The sequence below is a fragment of the Candidatus Methylomirabilis limnetica genome, from assembly GCF_003044035.1.
GTDB lineage: Bacteria > Methylomirabilota > Methylomirabilia > Methylomirabilales > Methylomirabilaceae > Methylomirabilis > Methylomirabilis limnetica.
Window position 1 is genome coordinate 41016 of record NZ_NVQC01000013.1, and the last position, 20666, is coordinate 61681.

The 20666-nt window shown below is 57.1% G+C and carries 21 protein-coding genes and 1 pseudogene; 20 read left to right on the top strand and 2 right to left on the bottom strand.

The features are described 5' to 3' along the window. Positions 1 to 78: 78 nt before the first annotated feature. Both hepT and CLG94_RS02945 read left to right on the top strand, forming a co-directional pair. Positions 79 to 279, top strand: a pseudogene (hepT, locus tag CLG94_RS02940) (type VII toxin-antitoxin system HepT family RNase toxin); the annotation flags it as partial. Between the two features lie 38 nt (positions 280 to 317). Further along, positions 318 to 938: a hypothetical protein gene (locus CLG94_RS02945; RefSeq protein WP_133174609.1), complete on the top strand. Its 621-nt coding sequence runs from the start codon at positions 318 to 320 to the stop codon at positions 936 to 938. A gap of 197 nt (positions 939 to 1135) precedes the next feature. On the opposite strand, the gene CLG94_RS02950 is transcribed toward CLG94_RS02945, so the two are convergent. Continuing rightward, positions 1136 to 1417, bottom strand: a complete 282-nt coding sequence (locus tag CLG94_RS02950; protein WP_153062380.1) for a hypothetical protein — start codon at positions 1415 to 1417, stop codon at positions 1136 to 1138. 231 nt (positions 1418 to 1648) lie between these two features. On the opposite strand from CLG94_RS02950, the gene CLG94_RS02955 reads away from it, so the two are divergent. The 7 genes from CLG94_RS02955 (at position 1649) to CLG94_RS02980 (ending at position 4515) form a co-directional block, all read left to right on the top strand. Then, positions 1649 to 1900 carry an AbrB/MazE/SpoVT family DNA-binding domain-containing protein gene (locus CLG94_RS02955; protein ID WP_107561403.1) on the top strand — a complete coding sequence of 84 codons (252 nt, stop codon included), beginning with the start codon at positions 1649 to 1651 and terminating at the stop codon, positions 1898 to 1900. Next, on the top strand, positions 1890 to 2324 hold the full coding sequence (locus CLG94_RS02960; RefSeq protein ID WP_107561404.1) for a type II toxin-antitoxin system VapC family toxin: 435 nt from the start codon (positions 1890 to 1892) through the stop codon (positions 2322 to 2324). The genes CLG94_RS02955 and CLG94_RS02960 overlap by 11 nt, the downstream gene beginning before the upstream one ends. A gap of 468 nt (positions 2325 to 2792) precedes the next feature. Beyond that, positions 2793 to 3218 carry a nucleotidyltransferase domain-containing protein gene (locus CLG94_RS02965; RefSeq protein WP_107561405.1) on the top strand — a complete coding sequence of 142 codons (426 nt, stop codon included), beginning with the start codon at positions 2793 to 2795 and terminating at the stop codon, positions 3216 to 3218. Beyond that, entirely contained in the window at positions 3215 to 3460 is a 246-nt protein-coding gene (locus CLG94_RS12950; protein WP_133174611.1) for a hypothetical protein, read from the top strand. Before CLG94_RS02965 ends, CLG94_RS12950 begins: the two co-directional genes overlap by 4 nt. After that, entirely contained in the window at positions 3441 to 3710 is a 270-nt protein-coding gene (locus tag CLG94_RS13530) for a type II toxin-antitoxin system HicB family antitoxin (protein WP_107561406.1), read from the top strand. The genes CLG94_RS12950 and CLG94_RS13530 overlap by 20 nt, the downstream gene beginning before the upstream one ends. Before the next feature lie 33 nt (positions 3711 to 3743). Further along, positions 3744 to 4103: a nucleotidyltransferase domain-containing protein gene (locus CLG94_RS02975; protein ID WP_107561407.1), complete on the top strand. Its 360-nt coding sequence runs from the start codon at positions 3744 to 3746 to the stop codon at positions 4101 to 4103. Continuing rightward, the gene (locus CLG94_RS02980) at positions 4084 to 4515 is read left to right on the top strand and encodes a HEPN domain-containing protein (RefSeq protein ID WP_107561408.1); all 432 of its coding nucleotides are present in this window, start codon (positions 4084 to 4086) and stop codon (positions 4513 to 4515) included. Before CLG94_RS02975 ends, CLG94_RS02980 begins: the two co-directional genes overlap by 20 nt. Before the next feature lie 359 nt (positions 4516 to 4874). Here CLG94_RS02980 and CLG94_RS13225 read toward each other — a convergent pair whose 3' ends face one another. Then, positions 4875 to 5048: a hypothetical protein gene (locus CLG94_RS13225; protein WP_161953988.1), complete on the bottom strand. Its 174-nt coding sequence runs from the start codon at positions 5046 to 5048 to the stop codon at positions 4875 to 4877. 491 nt (positions 5049 to 5539) lie between these two features. Between CLG94_RS13225 and CLG94_RS02985 the strand changes: the two genes are divergently transcribed. The 11 genes from CLG94_RS02985 to CLG94_RS03035 all read left to right on the top strand — a co-directional run bounded on the left by CLG94_RS02985 (position 5540) and on the right by CLG94_RS03035 (position 20657). After that, positions 5540 to 6064, top strand: a complete 525-nt coding sequence (locus tag CLG94_RS02985) for a dTDP-4-dehydrorhamnose 3,5-epimerase family protein (protein ID WP_161953989.1) — start codon at positions 5540 to 5542, stop codon at positions 6062 to 6064. Positions 6065 to 6091: 27 nt separating this feature from the next. After that, the gene (locus CLG94_RS02990) at positions 6092 to 6940 is read left to right on the top strand and encodes a glycosyltransferase family 2 protein (RefSeq protein WP_107561410.1); all 849 of its coding nucleotides are present in this window, start codon (positions 6092 to 6094) and stop codon (positions 6938 to 6940) included. A gap of 7 nt (positions 6941 to 6947) precedes the next feature. After that, positions 6948 to 9083, top strand: coding sequence for a beta-galactosidase (locus CLG94_RS02995; protein WP_107561411.1), 2136 nt, complete (start codon positions 6948 to 6950; stop codon positions 9081 to 9083). Between the two features lie 55 nt (positions 9084 to 9138). Further along, entirely contained in the window at positions 9139 to 11751 is a 2613-nt protein-coding gene (locus tag CLG94_RS03000; RefSeq protein ID WP_107561412.1) for a Gfo/Idh/MocA family oxidoreductase, read from the top strand. 241 nt (positions 11752 to 11992) lie between these two features. Continuing rightward, the gene (locus CLG94_RS03005; RefSeq protein ID WP_107561413.1) at positions 11993 to 12844 is read left to right on the top strand and encodes a hypothetical protein; all 852 of its coding nucleotides are present in this window, start codon (positions 11993 to 11995) and stop codon (positions 12842 to 12844) included. 281 nt (positions 12845 to 13125) lie between these two features. Further along, positions 13126 to 14685 (top strand): glycosyltransferase, encoded by a 1560-nt coding sequence (locus tag CLG94_RS03010; RefSeq protein ID WP_107561414.1) that lies wholly within the window; start codon positions 13126 to 13128, stop codon positions 14683 to 14685. A 384-nt stretch (positions 14686 to 15069) separates the two neighbouring features. Beyond that, positions 15070 to 15597, top strand: coding sequence for an SPASM domain-containing protein (locus CLG94_RS03015; RefSeq protein WP_107561415.1), 528 nt, complete (start codon positions 15070 to 15072; stop codon positions 15595 to 15597). Positions 15598 to 16176: 579 nt separating this feature from the next. Next, entirely contained in the window at positions 16177 to 17109 is a 933-nt protein-coding gene (locus CLG94_RS03020; protein ID WP_107561416.1) for a GDP-L-fucose synthase family protein, read from the top strand. 27 nt (positions 17110 to 17136) lie between these two features. Further along, complete coding sequence (gene cysC, locus CLG94_RS03025; protein ID WP_107561417.1) at positions 17137 to 17715, top strand: adenylyl-sulfate kinase; 579 nt, start codon at positions 17137 to 17139, stop codon at positions 17713 to 17715. 228 nt (positions 17716 to 17943) lie between these two features. Further along, positions 17944 to 18723 carry a hypothetical protein gene (locus CLG94_RS03030; protein ID WP_133174612.1) on the top strand — a complete coding sequence of 260 codons (780 nt, stop codon included), beginning with the start codon at positions 17944 to 17946 and terminating at the stop codon, positions 18721 to 18723. Then, positions 18720 to 20657: a glycosyltransferase family 2 protein gene (locus CLG94_RS03035; RefSeq protein WP_107561419.1), complete on the top strand. Its 1938-nt coding sequence runs from the start codon at positions 18720 to 18722 to the stop codon at positions 20655 to 20657. The genes CLG94_RS03030 and CLG94_RS03035 overlap by 4 nt, the downstream gene beginning before the upstream one ends. Positions 20658 to 20666: the final 9 nt, after the last annotated feature.

Consider the following 20666-nt stretch of genomic DNA (forward strand, 5'->3'; position numbering starts at 1 on the left):
TCGAGTCCGGGGCAGGCTCTCGGTGGGGGGAGGGGATGCTGGAAGGCCCGGGTACCCACGGAACACCCGGAAGAACCCTATTCCGAGGCGTTTGACGTCCTGGGCGAGGCCGGACTCCTGGACGCAGCTCGGCGAGATGCCATGATCCGCATGAGCAAGTTCCGTAATGTGATCGTCCACGACTATGTGCGGGTAGACCCCACGATTGTCGTGCAGATCCTGCGTGAGCATCTCGAAGACTTGACCCGGTTCAAGGTGGCCGCGCTGAAGTGGATATAGCGTGCGTACGACTACTCTGCCAGGAGGCATGGTAAGAGATGGAGATGAGCGTAGCGTCCCGACGTCGGTTGTTATTGGACATGGCCCGCAGGCGGGCGCAACCGGGAACCGGCAGCTCCAGACTCTTCCTGGAAGCTCGAACGGCTATGACGTACTGGCCTGATCTTACGCCGACGCTCACCGGCATCCCATGGGCCGTGGTGGGGGCCGTTGCTACCCGAGCCTACATGCCTGAGCGCACCACTCAGGACCTGGACATCCTGGTGAATGTGTCGGATCAGGAAGAGGTGAGAGTACGCCTGCAACGGGCCGGCTTTCTTCCGGTGCAAGAGCTTGCCATCGGGGGTATGACCTGGCGCTCCCCTATGGGGGCCATAGTAGATGTCATTGAGTCTCGGGCGGAGTGGGTGTCGGAAGCGCTCCAGTCGCTGAGACAGGACCGCCAGGGACTTCCCGTGCTTGACCTGCCGTATCTCGTCCTGATGAAGGTTGAGGCGGGACGCGCGCAGGATCTGGCGGATGCGGCACGCATGCTTGGGGCAGCATCGGAGGCTCGCCATCAGGAGACCTGTGAGCTCTTTCGCCGCTATCTACCCGACGCACAGGACGACCTGGAGAGTCTTATCGCCTTGGGTCGCCTGGAGATGGGGAATGAGTAATGTTTTTAGAACGATCGGGTGGTATAGGAAGACTCAACCTTTGGCTGAGAGGCAATCTTATTACTCAGAGCATAAAATAGCTTGCCCCCCTTTAGCAAAGGGGGGTAAGGGGGGTTTTGAACGATCGGTACAAATCACCTCTTTCCCCCTTTCGAAAGGGGGATGAAGGGGGTTTGTTGCTTTGGTAGATGTAAATGTTAATTGTTGACGCCTCCTAAACGACGCATCACTGGCCTTTCGTTACCACGCCATGACGGGACAACCTCCGCTTTCTTCTCTTCGCTCGCCGGTATCTCCGTGAGGTGCTGAGTGCGTGAGATCGACTTGGAGCGGCTCAGGGAACTGGCGGGGCAACTGCGAAGCGCGGTGCGGGAGCTTACGGCGACCAGTACCTGGCCGCCATCGGCCATCACGTGAAGGCTCATCTCTTTTGAATCCACTGGGGGTTCATTCCCCTCGGCGTGCCGCGAGTTCGTCATACCGGCGGACCCCGGATCAGAGTCCGGGGCAGGCGCCGGTATCCAGAGGGCCCGACTGGATTCCCCCGTATCAAGCGGAACACCTGGGTTTTATTGATCGGGATAAATCTGGCGATACCAGAGTGCTTTCGCCGGGAGGCAGCATGTGCGCTTGACATTCACAGGCGTGACAGATAAAATTCATTATGTATGTCAAATAGATAAAGTATCGACGAATAGGTAAATAATCTGATGCTTATCATTAAAGTAGGACGTCGAGGACAGATTACAGTCCCTAAAGCGATCCGCCGATGGCTCAACCTCCAGGAGGGCGATCGGCTGGCCTTCGTCCGTCGGGGCGACGAGGTCATTCTGCAGCCCCTCACCCGCACGTTGTTGGACCTGCGGGGAAGTGTCCCTGTATCAGGACCTCAGGATTTCGCCGCCATTCGCCAGCAGGTGATCGATCGCCACGCTCGCCAGGTCATCGAGAATGACGCCTGAGCGCCTCTTCGCCGACACCAATCTTTTTTTGCGCTACCTGACCAACGATGTGCCGGAACAGGCAGAGGCCGTCGAGCAGGTGCTCCGTCGTGCAGCGGCTGGAGAGCTGGTCCTCGTGACGAACACACTGGTCATGGCGGAGATTGTGTGGACACTGGAAACCTTCTACCAACTCCCGAGAAGTGACATCAAAGACAAGGTATTGGCCATCCTGAACACCCCTGGGCTCGAGGTGGCGGATGGCGACCTGATGCTGCAAGCCATGACCTGGTATACGGAGAAGAATGTGGGCTTCATCGATGCCTACAATGCGGCCTGGATGCGAGGCGTGGGGTTGATGATTGCCTGCACATTTGACCGAAAACACTTTTCCCGCCTCGAAGGGGTGACCGTGATGGTTCCGGGAGCCGATCCTCCCGGCTAACCTAACCTCCGCGCTCGACAGCGCGACGGATGATATTCGGGCCTCTCTTCGCCCCGAAAGTCCCCCTCGGCCGCCTGATCTGTAGGGGCGGGGTTTATCCCCGCCCGGTAAGCAGGAGGGCGCACGAGGTATTGGTTGTATGAAGCTGACCGCAATGAGCGACGTGTGAGACGACCTGGAGAGCCTCACCACCCTGGGCCGGTTAGAAATGGACCGACCGCTGCTAACACGCAAATGAACTTGCCTGCTGCCAATGAATGTGGTACGGTTCTTGCCATTGTATGAAGTTATACTCTGCTGCTCACATGGACTTAATAGGCAGCGCCAAGGCCGCCTACGCGGCGTTGCTGGAGTCCTTGATGAAGTGGGTCGTAGTGGTCCTGTCTGGCCTTAAGGGGGTCAGGCTGATCAAGATGGAGTAACGGTGGCGACCATGACCATCAAGGCGAAACCTAGGGTGTAGTGAACATGTCCGTAACAGAGCCGTTAAAAGAGATCAGCGCGCGCTACAACCTTGGGGCGGTGTATGCCTTCGGCAGCCGAGCGACCGAAGTCGTCAGCCAGGTGTACGGTGAAGCGACATCACCGCAGTTTCCTGAGTCGGATGTAGACATCGGGGTACAGCCTCTCCCAGGTCACCGCCTGACGGCACAGGAGCGGGTCCGGTTCTCTATCGAGCTGGAGGACCTGCTCGGCGTCGGCCGTGTGGATCTCGTAGTGCTACCGGAGGCCGATCCGTTTCTTGCACTGGATGTCATTCGGGGGGAGCTCCTGTGTTGCGCCGACGCCGACGCCCAGGCGGAGGATGAACTCTACGTCTTGCGGCGAGCTGGGGACCTGGCGCCATACGCCCGTGAGCGTTGGCAGTTGATCCTCTCGGGTGAGACAAGATGACTCCTGGGCAGTTGCGCGCCAAGATCGTGGCGGAGCGAGCGGCGTGGATCCGGCGGATGGTGGCCTCCCTCCGGGCTTTGCCTGGGGAGAGTTTCGAGACCTTTCAATCAGATTCCCGCAACATCGCTGCAGCCGAATCGTATCTGCGCCGGGCATTGGAGGCGCTTCACCTTCCCGATTCCAAAAGTGAGAGTGGTAGAATTCTAGTGGAGGAGGGATGTTATACTTGCCGAGTATATTGACAAGGCTATGGAACAAGCCGTTTATGAGATTATTGAGGACGAACGAACGTACTGGGGAGAGATTCCTGGTCTTCAAGGTGTGTGGGCGCGTCATGCTACGTTAGAGGGTTGCCGACGTGAACTCCGTGAGGCGCTGAGTGACTGGATGGCGTTGCGTTTGCGACTGGGCCTAGCGATTCCCGTTGTAGCAGGTATTGATCTGAATCAAATTACACAGCACTCGATGTGCCGTGCGAGCCGTCAGGTCTGAGGTCGCGGAATCGAGTTCCCAGAAGAGCATCCGATGGAGACAACGGACCGAATATACAGCGCCAGGGCTGCCTACGCGGCGCTGCTAGAGTCCTCGCTGAAGCGGGTTGTAACGGTCCTGTCCGGCCTTGAAGGGATCAAGCGGATCAGCCTCGTGGGGTCCTATGCCCGGGGCCGGGCCGATCTGTTCACCGATCTCGACATCCTGGTGGTGATGGACACGGATCTCAGCTTTATCGACCGCCTTCGCATGTTGTACCCGCTCCTGGCCCTGCCCGTGGACCTGGACCTGCTGTGCTATACCCCTGGGGAGTTAGAGCGGATGCAGGACCGACCGTTCATAAAGCATTTGCGTCGAGAGGAGGTAGTCCTCTATGAGACGAGCACCTCGTGAAGAGGGCGCCAGATGGCTGCAACAGGCCGTCGAGGATCTGCGGTGGGCCGAAGATCTGGCAGAGCGCGGCGGGTATCACATTGCCTGCTTCCTGGCCCAGCAGATCGGCGAAAAGGCCCTCAAGGGGTTCCTCTATGCGCAGGGCGAGGAGATAGTGATAGGTCATTCAGTCGAGCGGTTGTGCCGAGCGGCTGCCCGCTATGACCCAGCATTCGACCAACTGGTCGCGCGGTGGTCGATCTTGGATGGCTATTACATCCCGACTCGATATCCAAACAGCGTACCCGACAGCATTCCGGCCCATATCTTCACTCGAGATGCCGCGGGGGAGGCGGTGCGCTTGGCGAGAGAGATCGTGACCTACGTCACCGATCGACTCGGTCGGATGGAGGGTGAAGGTGGTGGAGGATGAACCAAGACCTTGCTACCCAATCGGCTGGAGCAGATGGAGGTACGGTGGCGAGCACGACTCATACACGATGGGCTTCGTTAAGTGACCCTCTCTTCAAAGAGGGACTCTGTCTGACCCTTGGGTTGTGCGGGCAGCACCAAGCAATCGTGGGGACCGGTACTGCCCTCATTTCGTTCGCGAACCGCTGCCTGGTCATTGCGAGCGACCAACGGGAGCGTGGCCATCCAACCGTTCTGCCTTCCTGATCGTGAAGAACCGTGAGATTGCTTCGCCTTCGGCTCGCAATGACGCGTAGAGTGGCCTTCGAGCCGGGGACACTCTCTCCAGTGGGCTTGAATTAGGACACTACCGTGGGGATCTCATCCATGCGCATCGGCGTAAACACCCTCCCGCTCTTCCCCGGCCAGATCGGCGGGATGGAGACATACACGACTAATCTCTTGACGCACCTCACTGCAATCGACTGCCAACATACCTACCACCTCTTTGTGGCCCACCATAACCGTGGTCTCTTGAATCCACTGGGGGTTCATTCCCAGCGGCTTGCCGCGAGTTCGTCATACCGGCGGAGGCCGGTATCCAACAGGGCCCGACTGGATTCCCCCCCCGTATCAAGTACGGGGCAGGCGTGTCAAGCACGGAATGACGGGCCAGAACGGAAGACGATACCCTGCAGCTTGCTGCGGGGTCCTTCATTGCGCGGTGTCAACGCCCGAACGTCGTCACGGTGCCGACCTTGAGTGTGCAGAGCTTATGGAAGAGGCTACCTCCGTCTAAGAGCTTGCCTGGCAATGATGGATATTGTGAGACGGTTATTACTCAGAGCATAAAATAGCTTACCCCCCTTTAGCAAAGGGGGGTAAGGGGGGTTTTGAACGGTCGGTAAAACCCCCTCAATCCCCCTTTCGTAAAGGGGGAAGTTGCTGGAGATGTTGTGCGAGAGTGCAATCTACTTTATGCTCCCCCGTAATATCTGGCACTGATGAGTATTGTGAGACGGTTAATAGCAGAGAGAGGGGCGCACATGACTGAAGCACTCAAGAAGGATCACCAAACGGTCACGCCGGAGGGGAAAGCCGTCCTCCCGCTCATCCATGATGTGCGCCTCCGCTCAGCCATTACCCATCCGGATGAACGCGGAACCATTTGCGAGATTTATAATCCGGCCTGGAACTTTTCCGATGCCCCTGTGGTGTACGTGTACCAGGTGACCCTGCGTCCAGGGCGAGTCAAGGGTTGGGTGGTCCATTATCAGCAGGATGATCGCGTGTTCGTCAGCCAGGGAACCTTGAAGATTGTGCTGTACGATCCCCGCAAGGAATCGCCCACGCATGGAATGCTGAATGAGCTGTGTATCAGTGAACACAACCGAGGGTTGTTGTTTATCCCGCGCGGAGTCTACCATGTCCTTCAGAATGTTGGGACGACCGACGTGATGTTCATCAACATGCCGACACGCGCGTATAACCACGCCGACCCAGACAAGTATCGCCTCCCGCTGAACAATGATCTGATTCCGTATCGCGTTGACGATCGGTTAGACTGGTAGCGCAGGCGGTCGAAGAGAAAGAGATTGATGGATTTGCCCCCACCCCTAGTCAGCGTCATCACCGCAACATACAATTGGAGCAGCGTCCTGCGCTATGCCATTCAGAGCGTCTTGTGGCAAACATGCCAGGACTTCGAAATGCTGATTATCGGCGACGGGTGTACCGATGATTCTGAAGAGGTTGTGGCATCGTTTCGCGATTCCCGTCTGCGGTGGCACAACCTTCCGCACAATTCGGGCAGTCAATCCACCCCAAACAACGTGGGCCTTGAACTGGCGCGTGGCAAATACGTTGCGTATCTCGGGCACGACGATGTATGGTATCCTAGGCACTTGGCCATGCTGACCAAGGCCGTACAGGAGACGGATGCAGACCTGGCCTATTCGCTGGCGGTCATGATCGGTCCTCCCGGCAGCGGAGTGCGCGTGTTAACGGGATTGTCTGGATCGGGCCACTACGAACGGGGTATGGGCCTGCCACCCTCATCCGTTATGCACACGCGGGAGTTGGTCGATCACATTGGTGGCTGGAAGGACTACCGGACTCTACGCATACCACCGGACCTCGAATTCGTTCTTCGCGCCCATGATTACGGAACCCGTTTCACAGCAGTCAATGCCCTCACCGTGTTCAAATTCAACTCGGCATGGCGGCGCAACTCGTATCAGGACAAGCCGTCGCATGAGCAAGCCGAATATGTCCGCCGTATCCAGGAAGATCAGGACTTCCTGGTCGTTGAACTCCTGGAGATTGCAGCCGCCTACGCCCTCAATCGGCCTCGCTCGCCGATTGCGGTTCCACCAGAGGACGTCATCGATCGGATGCCCCCCGGCTGGCAGGTGAACCAGTGGCGTCGGATTCGCGGACTGAAATAGCCGGAATATGAGACCGGCGGCCCTACTCCTGTATCTCCTCGCGCTGGTGTCCTGTTCCACCGGCTCGTATGTCCAGCGCCGGCAGATCGACCTCGACGCATCGATCGTACAACTCGCGATACCGTCTGTCATGTTTACCGGAGAAGGCGGTCCTGCAACGGTTCGCGTTCGCAATACCGGATCGGCCTCCTGGACGGCTGCTGCCAATATCAATCTCAATCTCAGCTACCAGACATCCGGCGGCCGACCAATGACGGTCGGACCAGGCCGCGTGTTACTGTTTCCCGACGAGGTAGTCGAGCCCGGCAGCGAGAAGTCCTTCGCTTTTGACCTTCGAGCGCCGGAGATTCAGGAACAGATCACCATCAGCCCGCAGATGGTGCTCGAATCTTCCAGGTATTTTGGTCGGCGAGTCCCCGTGATCACCACTATCCTGTTTCCGCCCCCGGCGCTCGTCGAGCCGGCGGAGGGCGCCACACTCGATGATGGATCGCCGCCGACTCTTCGCTGGGCTGCCATCGATGGCGCAGCCGGCTACACTCTTATCCTCCTGGCCCCCCTTCTTGACCGGTCCCTCACGTTCTCTCAGATTGCCTACCCTCATTTCCAAATCCCACCAGAAACATGGGCTGCGACTTCAAGCGGCCGCTATTTCTGGGGAGTGGCAGCCGTTGATGCTCAAGGCATGGCGGGGGCTTTCACAATGCATAGCTTCAATAAGACTCGACCCTACCCGGAGCCGGCTCCGCTCTCCGGAGTACCTTTTCCGATCCCCCTTGGTCCGGGAGATGCGACGACGCACGCCGATCCGGTGACTGTTCGCTGGACTCCGCTCGCTGATGCGACCTCATATCATGTAGAGTTCACCCTTCCAGACGGACGAGTTGTTCTCGTGGATATCACGACGCCGGAGTTTACCTTCTCACCTGAACAGTGGTTCTCCCTCCCAGCCGGTCATTATGTCTGGCGGGTTACCGCCAATGGCCCAATGGGACCAGGACCTGTCGGCCCGCCGCTTCGCTTTACAAAGATCACAACCGACCGGCCCGGTTCCCCTGACACATTCGGTCTCGATGAGCACATCTTTCCGATCGACCCAAGCAAGTGGCCGGAGGCGGCTGTTGAGCAGGGAATGACCATGCTCCAGCAGGCTGGAGTCAAGTGGGTGAAGGTCGCTATCCAATGGGCCTTTATGCAATCAGCAGACGGAACGTTCGACTGGACGGTCCCCGATCGTTTCGTCGCCAAGGCCAGAGATCACCGGCTTCACCTCGTATGGATGCTCTCGACACCGCCTGCATCCCTCCTTGATCCCTCCGCCAGGCAAGTTGCCCCATATTACCAACTCATCCCGGACATTCCGGCTGACTGGAATGATCCGGCGGGTTACTCGCCGACATTCTTCACCTTCATGAAGCAGCTTATCGCCCGATATAAACCATACAGCCACGTTGTTGGGTCCCCCACGTACGGCCAATTGTACGGGGTGCAGCACTGGGCGATGGGGGTCGAGGCGAACAATACCATCTTCGGAAAGATCGGCCCGGAGCAGTACTTGAAAGGATGGTTGAAACCTGCCTTCCTGGCCAAGCAGGAGGTCGATCCTGAAGCGAAAATCCTGGCTATGTTGGCCTACATCCCTGATCCCCTGGGGACGATACTGGGCCTTCCTGATCCCGCGTTGCAGAATAACGTGATCGACTATGTGAACCGGCTCCGAGATCTGGGCGCGCCTGATTTCTTCGATATCGCCGGTGTATCGATATATACCGATGCGAAGCGCGGCCCTGAGAGTCTCGAGAAGGCTAACTCGCTCGATCAAACCGCTGTTCGCCGCGGCGTTCGCCTGATGAGGACTGCGTTCCCTGGGAAACCGGTCTGGGTCACAGAGGCGGGCTGGGGCGCCGACCTGCGTGAGAAAGGCGACGGACAATGCGTCTCACTTCAAGAGCAGGCGGTCTACGTTCCTATCCTCTACGATACCGCGATGGCCGAAGGCGCAGAGAAGGTCTTTTGGTTTGGGTTCCGAGACTCACTTCAGGAGGGGGAATTCCCGTGCGGCCCCTGGCTGGGGTTGGTCGATCTGCACTTTACGCCCAAACCATCATGGGAAGCCTATAGGCGAAAGATTGGTGGGCGGTAGCCTGAATGGAAAACGATAACAGATCCGGTCATCTCTGCTGTCGGGGAAGGACACCATGCTGAGCGCTGCAGTCATAGGATGCGGGCCCCGCGGCATTGAGCACGCGTGTGCTCTGAAGAGCGTTATCGGACTTGAACTTGTGGCTGTTGTCGATCAGTCGGCGCCGGCTTTACGTACGGCAATCGACTCCCTGGGCGTTCCAGGGTATCTGGATGTGAAGGAGCTTGTGGAACGCCATCGACCTGACATCGTGATCTGTGCGACGCCGGCACGCGGGCGAGCAGACTTGGTGATGCAGCTTGCCCCATTTCCAGGCATCCGCGCGATTGTTGTCGAGAAGCCGATGGCGGTGACCTTGGCCGAAGCCGAGTTGATGCTCGGAGCCTGCACGGCGCGAGGCATACTGTTGACGGTCTGTCATCAACTTCGGTTTTGCGATGAGTTTATTGCTATGAAGGCTGCGATCGACGCAGGAGAACTTGGCCGGATTGAGTTCCTTCGTGGAAGCTGCTACGGCAATCTCCTCAACCAAGGGCCACATCTGCTGGATGCCATTCGCTGGTTCGCCGGTACGCGGGAGATTTTGTGGATCATGTCTCAATGGAGCGATGATCCGGATCTTCTCGCCCGGTATACACAAGGGGACCAAGGGTACCGGAATGATGACTCACACCCCGCTCCGATGTGGATGACGCATTACCTCGCCTTCGAGGGAGGATTGCGGGCCACATTGGAAACAGGACTCCTGTACCAGCGGTCCGGTACCTTTCGCGGCGACTGGCTGCAAAAGCGCGTGTCGGTGACAGGCTCGAATGGACAGGCCGAATGTCAGGCGGCCGGTTACTTCAGGATCATCTCCAGCGAGCGCCCTGGCCCGGAGGTCCGAGATGGATCCATCGAAAGGTATCGTGCCGCCACGCGGGCATTCCACGAAGAACTACGCGACGCGCTTGAAGCCGGTATCCCCCATCGGAATGATGCAAAGGATGCCCTGAAGACGCTCGAAGCGGTAATCGGCTGCGCTCAAAGCGCGGTAGATGATGCGATGGCTGTGTTGCCTCTCGCCAGGGACCGTGATCCGGTATCAGAACTGGAGACATTTCGACAAGCCGTACGACGGGATACCCTCGCGTTCGGTTCACGCCGGACTATTCGGATCAGCGAACGAATCGACCGCGACGTGACGGAACCTGATATCTCGGTGATTGTGACGCTTCCGGATGATCGGGGGCTGGCTCAAGAGTGCGTGAAGAGCTGGGTCCATGGGCAGACCTACCCGCGGGAGCGGTTCCAATTGATAGTCGTGACCGACGGATCGGATCCGAACCGGGACGATCGCGTGAAAGCGCTGCTTGGACCGGGGGATGAGTTCATCTGTCATCATACATCCAACGAGCTGCACTTGTACGACCTCGGTGCCCGCCGCGCCAAGGGCAAGCTGCTTTTCATCACAGAGCCGCACTGTATCGCAGAGCGCGAATGTCTGGAAGAGCTGAGCGCCTTTTTCTCCACCCATGATTACGACGGCGCATGTTGTCGGAGTATCGGAATCTGTTCGAACGTCATGGCGCGCATGGAGGAACAATTATTTGAAACGGGTTTTCGTCTCTTTTCTCAACGGGGCGACTGGCGCAAAGTGATTCTGCGCGGTTTCGCCGTTTATCGCGACACCTACCTGGAAGAGGGAGGCTTCGAATATGCCTATGGCCGCTTTGCCGAATGGGCTTTTGCGGCGAAGCTGCACAGCCGGGGTCGCCGGTTAGGATATGCGGCCGGTGCAGCCGTTCGGCATGAGTACACCACAAGTTTTCGGGAGCTGTTTCCCTTTGTCAGGGAATTCACGCGCGGGGAGTGCGCCTATCGTCTGAGCGCGCTGCCTGCCTACTGTGAGCACTATTTCGGCTGTGCGCCGGAGTGGAGTGCGCGCGAATTGCTGCGTCCCTCGGTGGCCCGTTCCGCGTGCCGAGCGGCCTGGAGAAGCCTGTGGAGCGGGTTCCGCGACGGCGTCGGCCGGGCGATGTTCGAGGTCCAGGCGAAGACGTTCCTGCAGACCCTGCCGATTGCCCTGTTGGGCCCACGCTGGCGAGTATTCGAAGCCGCCTGGGCACTCCAGATAGCACGGGCGAGGTCCCGGATGTGGCGCTTGAACGATCGGAGACTCTTTCGCGCCTATTCTGATGCGTATGAACGGATGGTCCGCTACAGTCGACTCGAATATATCGCGGAGTATTTGGCCTCGTCCGGGCCGGTACTATCTGAGTCGTATGACTATAGGGTTGCTGAGGTTTCGGAAGAGCGACTTGTAGGCTTTCACGCCTTGGAGCAGTGGGAAAAGGAGTCGTTCCGCTGGTCCGGTCCGGTGTCGATGGTGCGTATAAGTCTCGCGGTGGCCTCATACGAGGTCCAAATCGATACTCGGTCTCTGCGAAGGGCCCCCGTCCCGCTCTGCCTTAGCATTTTCTTCAATCGTGTTAAACTACCCTCTTCTTCCGTCCAGTTCAAAGATGGGTTCGTATCGTTCTCGATTCAACCGTCCATGTTTGTGGACGGGCGTGAACAGCGGCTGATCTTGACCTGCAATCCCGTACGACCGTGGATGTTCGGCGTGCCCGATCGTCGCGAGCTGGGTCTGCCGATCTTCTCAATCGTCTTCCAACCGGTTGAGTAGGAGATGAAGGCCATTACGGCCCGGTACATCCGGGACGTCCTCAGGCAAGGGTAATGCTCATGGCGAACTTTATCGTATTCGGCTATCCCAAACTGAAATATATTGTATAGTGTGCAATGATCTTGACACAATGCATTTAGGACCAAAACCGCAACTATTTCGTCAAGCCGCACGGTGGCCTCCATGTACGAGTTCCCGTGGGCTCGAACCGTCGCTGGCTCATTACTTGAGGAACTCGGATATGATGTGTGAGGGAGAGGCAATCCTATTGAGTGGGTGTACCGGCCTTTTCATTGGGCATCCTGGGCATGAACTTCGAATCTACGGGTGGGTGGAGAGGACAAAGCCACTGGTTCTCGCCATCACGGACGGGTCCGGTGGGGTTAAGGCAGATCGGACAGAGTCAAGCCGCACCCTGCTGGCGGAGACTGGGGCCAAAGCCGGACCGATCTTCGGGCGGCTTTCCGATAAGGAGGCATATAGCGCCATTCTTCGGAAAGATGTGGGGTTGTTCACGGGCCTTGCGGAGGAGGCAGCCGATATCTATGATCGTGCGGGAGTCACTGTGGTGGTAAGCGATGCGGCGGAAGGATTCAACCCGGTCCACGATCTGTGCCGGCTTATGGCCGATGCGGCGGTACGGCTTATGGAGGGGCGACGGCAGGCTAGGGTTCCAGTGTATGAATTCGACCTGGTCACCCCCCCGTGGGAGACCCAGGCATGTGATGCAGAGATCAGAATCAACCTGACCGACGGTGAGCTTCGCAGAAAGATTGAGGCCGCTGAGCGATACAAGGAGCTGCGCGGCGAGATCAAGCGGGTGCTGGAGAATACCCCTGCCGATGCCTTTCGAGAGGAGATTTTCAGGCCTGGAGGTCGCCGGCTGGGGCCTCCGGGTAAGCCGTTCTATGAGGGCTTTGGCGAGTGTCGTATTGCCGAGGGACTGTATGATCAGGTCATCAGGCGTGACATTCACTTAAAGCCAATTGCCGAGGCTCTGGCAGGATTAGGACGGCTGGCAAGAGGGTGGCAGCGTGAAGCCTCTCAAGATTCTCATTGCCAATATCACCATGGCGAGCCGGACAGGGACTGAGATCAACGTGCGGGATCTGGCTAAGAAACTGATTCGCCGGGGGCACGCTCCCGCCGTCTACAGTCCACATCTTGGCGAGATCACCCACGAAATCGGGCTACCACTATTCCGGTGATCGAGAACCTTTCCCTAATTGGTGAGATGCTAGATATCATCCACGGGCATCACCACCCCGCAATCTCGGAGCGCGTACTGACCTGGCGCGCCACGCTCACACCGTCTAAGCGCGAGGAGTTTGCGAGCGTTGCGGGCGATCTGCTGGATGCTTTGGGGTACGAACCATGAGCCGGCCACTAACGGTATTGCTCACCAACCTCTTTCTGAGTGGTCGCTCCGGAACCGAGATCCAGACGCGGAACATTGCGCTTGAGTTGCTTCGGCAGGGGCATCGGCCGCTGGTCCACGCGCCCGCGCTCGGCCCAATCGCGATGGAACTCAGGAACGCATCGATCCCCGTGGTCACGGATCTGAACGATATCACGCAGCCAATCGACATCGTGCATGGCCATCACCTGCCGACTACGGTGGCCGCGGTGGCACGCTTTCCGGAGACTCCTGCCATCTTCGTCTGTCATGACTTTACTGCGTGGTACGATTCCCCGCCTCAATTCCCGACGATCCGTCGCTATGTGGCTGTCGATGAAACCGTGTACGACCGACTTACTCTTGAAAGCGGCATTCCGACGGACAAGGTGTGCGTCCTGTTGAATGCTGTGGATATCAATCGTTTTGTGCCAGAGGCGTCGCTGCCACCGCAACCTCGACGCGCCCTCGCGTTCGCCAAGAACCAGGGGCACATCGCTGCGATACAAGCGGCCTGCGCGCAACGGGGTATTCATCTCGACGTTATTGGCTACTCGGTTGGCCGCACCATCGACGCACCAGAGCACGTCATTCCGGGCTACGACCTCGTCTTCGGCTCGGCGCTTTCGGCAATGGAAGCGATGGCGTGCGGCCGGGCAGTGGTGGTCTGCGATGGCCGCGGACTGGCGGGGATGTGCGACGTATCAAGATTTGCCGACTGGCGCCGGTTGAACTTCGGTTTGCGCACGCTGCGCCAGCCCCTGACGCCACAGACGATCGGGACCGAGATCGACCGCTACAACGCAATACAGGCAACCGAAGTCACCACGCGGCTGCGAGCGGAGGGCGGCTTAGCCGCGTATGTTGAACAATTGACGCTACTGTACCGGGAAGTGCTGGAAGAGCAGCGCCGGACGCCGCATTCAGCACATGAGCTTTCGCGGGCCATGGTTACATACCTGCAGGATTGGTATCCCAATGACGCGGGCCCCTGGCCTTGGGTACGCGAACGCCGCTTACTTTTGGACACAATCGATGATCTATCGTACGGGGTACTGTGTGCGCCGCTGGACACGCCCCTGACTTTCGGTAGCGGAGAAACTCGTCGCTGGTGGTGGAGAATACGCGGATTCTCGATTCCTGAAGACTGGGGAACGTGGACCGACGGGAGCCCGGCCATCGCCATGTTTCGTGTCGGCCAAGCCTGCGAACTGCACGCGAAATTCGTCATGCATCCGTTTGTGCCCGATGAAAACCGCGAACTTTCGGTAGATGTCACGGTCAATGGCCTGCTGCTGGATACCTGGGTCTTCCGCGGACCAGCCGGTATCGAGCCGCGAATGCGTTGCTTGCGCATTCCCGAGAAGGTTATTGGCGAGGACGGCGTAATCTGGTTGATGTTCGCCATCAAAAACTCTCGCTCGCCAAATCAGCTCGGCTTGTCGGACCTGGATCTGCGTTCGCTCGGAATCGGATTGCGGGAGGTGACGCTGCGAGCGTGGAATGCGTCAATGACTTTGAGACACTTTTTGCATTAATTTAGTGAGCAAGCACGTACGGTTTTGGCAGGGGCGAATTCAATTGTCATGATCCCGTCATAGGTGTTCGCCCTATGTGTAAAGGACTTGAATCTACTGAGGGTTCATTGATCTTGAGGGTGCAGGGCAGGATCTGGAGCGGTTCATTCAACAATCAAGAATTGCTGGTACCGACCCGCGGTCTGGCGAACTATTGGCTCGCATCGCCGAATTAGGCAGCGTCAAAGAATAACATGCACATATTCATGATCCGAAAAATGCGCAAACCCCCTCTTTCCCCCTTTCGAAAGGGGGATGAAGGGGGTTTGTTGCTTTGGTAGATGTAAATGTTAATTGTTGACGCCTCCTTAGAGGGCAAGGTGGTCGACCTGCAGAAGATATGCGATGAGCGGCAGGAAGTCATCGTGGGCCTCGAAGGCGGCGCGGGAACGGCTGGATTGCCGCCAACTACATCATGGATCCGGGCAACCTGGCCGAGGTGCCCGACTTCGTGCGGCTCGCTGCCTCTCTCGGTCTGTGTGCGGTAAGTTTTTTCACGGCCGTTTATATCCCGACATGCGGCTTGCCCCGCTGGACGTATACGTACGTGACCAAATCCGGATCGAAGCTCGGCAGGTCAGCCGGGAAACCGGCGTAACCGTCCGCTTCGCGCGCTCCCGATCGACGCCGCCACCGCAGTGCCCGTTCATGAACAGCGCCTACCTGTGGCTCACCGGCGAGGTCGTCGCCTGCGATCGCATGGAACCGCCCGGTCGACCATGGCCGACCCGTATCTTCGGTAACGTCCGCGAAGCGCCGCTCTCTGAGATCTGGAACCGGCCCGAGTACCGGGCGTTCCGACAGGGGGTACTCTCGGAAAACCTGCCCAGTGAATGCCGCGGCTGCACCTTCTGCGACAGTGTGGTCTGCTGAAACGTCGAGCCCAAGCACCGCGATGCTTGGGCTCGTTGACCTCGACTTTATACCCAAACCGTCATGAGAAACCTACAAGCGAAAGATTGAAGAACGGTAGGTAGGAATTCATAATAGTGCTATATTACAGTATTCGTAATCGTATTAGGCTTTTAACAGTTGAAAACTGACTTAACAAGGACCATGACGGCAAAACTAGGCGTCAGTGAAGGAAGCCGAAACTGTTCAATGAAACCAAGCGATACGGGAGTTTAACTTGACATGCTCCCATGTTTCCATGAGAATACTGGCAACCTTCTTACCGTTGTCCTCTGAACTCTTGCTGTTGAATCTACTGAGGGTCGATACCCCGCGGCTTGCCGCGAGTTCGTCATACCGGCGGAAGCCGGTATCCAGAGGGCCCGACTGGATTCCGTGTCAAGCACGGAATGACGGGCCAGAACAGAAGGCGATACTCCGCGGCTTGCCGCGGGGAGGCTTCACCGAGGAGCCTGGAGTTCGGCCTGAGCGCCTGGCAAGACGAGGCTAACCGCAGGACAATAGGCCTCTCTACCGGAGGGAGATCGAAGGGGATGGCCGATGGATGACTTGCAAGGGAAGCGAGTCCTGGTAACTGGAGGCGCGGGGTTCCTCGGCTCTCAAGTGGTGCGACAGCTCAGAGCGCGAGGATGCGGGGAGCTGTTTGTCCCCAGGAGTGCCCAATACGACCTGACGAGCGAGCAGAAGATCACCGAGGTCTTGAGAAGTGTCAAGCCTGACATTATTATCCATCTGGCCGCGGTGGTCGGCGGAATCGGCGCCAACCGAGAGCGGCCGGGAGAGTTCTTTTATAAGAACCTGATGATGGGGATTCAGCTCATGGAGCAGGCCCGCCTTCACGGCATCGAAAAGTTTGTCGCGATCGGGACGATCTGCGCCTACCCCAAATTCGCCCCAATCCCTTTTCAAGAGGGGGACCTCTGGGACGGCTATCCGGAAGAAACTAACGCACCCTATGGTCTGGCCAAGAAGATGCTCCTGGTCCAGGCGCAGGCCTATCGGGATCAGTACGGATTCAACGCCATCTATCTGCTGCCGGTCAATCTGTACGGTCCAGGCGACAACTTCGACCCCGCCTCGTCGCACGTGATCCCGGCCCTCATCGGGAAGTGCTGTGACGCCATCACTACCGGTCAGCGAGAGATCATTGTCTGGGGGACTGGGAAAGCCACGCGGGAGTTCCTCTATGTCGAGGATGCCGCCGAGGGAATCGTTCTAGCTACCGAGCGGTACAACAAGCCGGACCCGGTGAATGTGGGGGCCGGCTTCGAGATCTCGATTCACGACCTGGTCCACCTCATCGCCAAGTTGACCGGCTTTACCGGGACCATCACCTGGGACACGACGAAGCCTGACGGGCAGCCGCGTCGGTGCCTGGACACTTCCAGAGCCGAGCGAGAGTTCGGGTTCAAGGCCAGGACGGCGTTCGATGTGGGATTGCAAAAAACTATCGAGTGGTATAGAGCGGTATAACTTTGCCGGACTGATTGTGATCAAACGATGAGCGCTAATGTTGATGGCTTCACCTTGTGGTTTACCGGCCTTTCTGGGTCAGGCAAGACGACCCTGGCCCGACAGGTGTGGCGTGAACTCCGCGCCCGAGGGCTCAAGGTTGAAGTGCTGGATGGCGACGTCGTCCGCCAGAATCTGTCCAAGGGGTTGGGCTTCAGCAAGGAAGACCGCGATACGAATATCCGCCGGATCGGTTTCGTCTGCAACCTGCTCAGCCGAAACGGAGTAATTGCCATTGCTGCGGCCATTTCACCTTATCGCGCGGTGCGCGACGAGGTTCGTGCCTCTCAGGACACCGGTCGCTTCGTCGAGGTATTCTTGGATTGCCCAATCGAGCTGTTGATGAAGCGTGACGTGAAGGGGTTGTACCAGAAAGCTCTCACCGGAAAGGTTGAGAACTTTACCGGCATTTCCGATCCCTATGAGCCGCCTGAGAATCCGGAGATCGTCCTCCATACCGACCAGGAGACCGAGGAGCAGAGCATGGCAAAGATTCTAGCTTGGCTGGAAGAGAGGGGCTATGTGCCACCCTACCACGATCACGCCCCGGAGCGAGCATGTCCTTGAATCTGACTTCCCCATGAGAAAGAAGCGCAGGGCGAGGAACCACCGGTGCCAGTTCCAGGCCGTCATTGATGATTCGTGGATTCGTAGCATTAGACGTATGTGAGGTGAAGGTGCACCCCAAGGACGGAGTAGATGTTTCGGCACTGAACCCATAAGATGCGGCCCCTCTCTGCCAACACAGGGGGAGTTTAAATCTCGTTGAGGATCAGAATTCAACCTAAAAGAAACATGAAAACTATTCCTGTTATATATTCCTTCGCGCGCTCCGGCGGAACGCTGGTGAATCAACTTCTCGGTGTACATCCCGATTGTCTGGTTTTGTCGGAGGTCAACCCTGCTGGTTCAGTAGTTCCCGTGGCAATGCAAGCGGCTGACTGGTTAGGGTTCGTTGAGACGACTGAGGTAGGCCGATTCCAGGAATTGCCGTATTCACAGCAAATAGCTCTATTAGACGCACGTGCCAAATCCAAAGGTAAGACGCTGATTATTCGCGATTGGGTAACGGTCAACTATCTTCCGGGTGCGGGCGGCAGTACAATGGGGCCAAGCTACATTCTTGAGCAGTCTGTCTATCTGGCACGAGCAGGGTATTCGTTACAGCCATTAGTGCTTACGCGTAAAGCCAAGAGCGTGTATTGGTCAATCAGGCGTAACTTCATGCATATGGTAAATTTGACGGTAGAGGAATTTGCCTTGTCCTATCTTGCCTATGCCAATGCGGTTAGCAGCTTTCATCGTATTAGTTTGGAGTCATTGCAATCGGCTCCCCGTGAAACGCTGATTCAATTATTGCAAGTAATAGGAGTCTCTATAGACTATGTTGATATGCAACTTAAGACTTTTGCTGATTTTCGCCAGTGTACGGGAAATAACACATTAACAGTGCCATCTGCAACCAGTTATGAGCGTCACATTGTTCAGGTTAGTCAGGATTCTGTAGGTAGTATTGATACTTTGAATGCGGAGGTTTTAATAGAAGCAGATCGTCTCATGGGATACGAACTATGAGGTCTGATGAGCAGCAGGTTTTGTGGAGTATTCTCGATACCCGTGACAAAACTCTACAGATAATGACCACACAACTGGTGAAAAAAGAGGCCATTATCCAACAACTAGCTGCAGCCCTGAGCGAATCACAGGCCGCTATGGCTGAGTTGACAAAGGATCTTCCCTCTGTGTCAATATGTCCGGGAAACTATTCGGAGCCAACCGCGGTTGAACGAATTCTGTCAGAGCGCGTGCAAAGTCTCACTGACCAAGTTGTAAAAAAAGAGGAAGTTCTCCAAGAGCTTCATGTCGAGGCGGAGCGCCGACGGGAGGCGCTTGAGGCCGTGACAACCGACCGCGATGCCTGGGAGGCCCGCTACCAACAGCTCTCCGCAGAATACGAGGCAGTGTCCCAAAGCCCTCTTCTGCAGTCCAAAATCCAGCACACAATCGAGCTCGAGCGTGAATTGGAGCAGAAGGAAAAAGTCATCCAAGAGCTTCACGCCGAGACAGAGCGCCGACGGGAGGCACTCGAGGCCGTGACAACCGACCGCGATGCTTGGGAGGCCCGCTACCAGCAGATGGTCGCCGAAGCAGAGCGCCGATGGGAGGCGCTCGAGGCCGTGACGGCGAAATTGTATACCGTTGCTCAGGGGTCCTCTCCAATACCTTCGGGAAATCTGGCGGCATCGGTTGAAGAAGCACCGGCGAGCCAAATAGGGAGAACTCTCGCAGGATCTCTTACGCAAGCCACAGTTACTCCGGTAGGCCCTCTGGTGTCGATTGTCACACCGTCGTATAACCAGGGCCGCTTTATTGAGGAGACGATCCTGAGTGTTCTCACTCAAGACTACCCCAATATCGAGTACATCGTGATTGATGGCGCCTCAACCGACAATACCCTGGACATCCTCAAAAAGTATGAGGGACGGCTCACCTGGATCTCCGAGCCGGATCTGGGTCAGTCGCATGCCATCAATAAGGGCTTCCGAATGGCCAAGGGTGAGATCCTGGCTTGGCTGAACTCTGATGATACCTATCTTCCCGGGGCGATCGGCAAAGTCGTACAACATTTCCAGGCGAATCCCGCGGCGATGATGGTCTATGGCGAGGGGTATCTCATCGACGAACACAGCCGGATTAAACAACGGTTTCCATATACAGAAGAGTTCAATCTGTGGAAACTTATTTATCTGTGGGATAACATCCTCCAGCAGACGGCCTTTTTTCGAGGCCAAATCTTCGATCATATCGATTTGCTGGACGAAAACCTTCACTACGGAATGGATTGGGATCTCTGGATCAGGATCGGCAAGAAGTTCCGAGTCGATTACATCCCGGAGTATCTGGGCAATCTTCGCGAATACTCGGAAGCCAAGACCTTTTCTGGGGGTACCACGCGCTTTAATGAACTCGTGTCCTTAATGAGACGACACGGGACCATGCGATTTCCACCAGCGTATTTTACCTATGGTTTCGGTACCTATAACAGAACTATGTTCGGCCGTCTGGCGCATCAATATCCACACGCGTACCGGTTCTTGTTTTCGATGCCCCGCCTGTTAGGTCAGCGCGTCTGCAGCCTGATAACACGCTATCTGGTGACCCATTCCCAGGGCTATTATAGTGACGGTTGGGCCACGCCGAAGGCCCATTTCCTACTGGTGAATCCCGGTCAGGCGTCTTATTTGAGACTTGAAGGCGAATGTATCAATTTGCGGCGCGGCTTCTACACCGTCATCCGTGCTCGAGCCAATGGTCGCCCTCTTGGAGACCCGATCACCGTCTTTCCTGGACACTTCAAACTGGAATGGCCGATACCAGAAGAGATGCGATCTTCAGACATTTTTGAGGTGACGCTGCTCTCAACCCGCTGGCATCGCCCCCCACTAGCCGGAGCCAATACCGATCGGCGCAGGCTGTCCTATCGAGTTACGCGAATTGCTGCGGAGTAGGCGATTGCT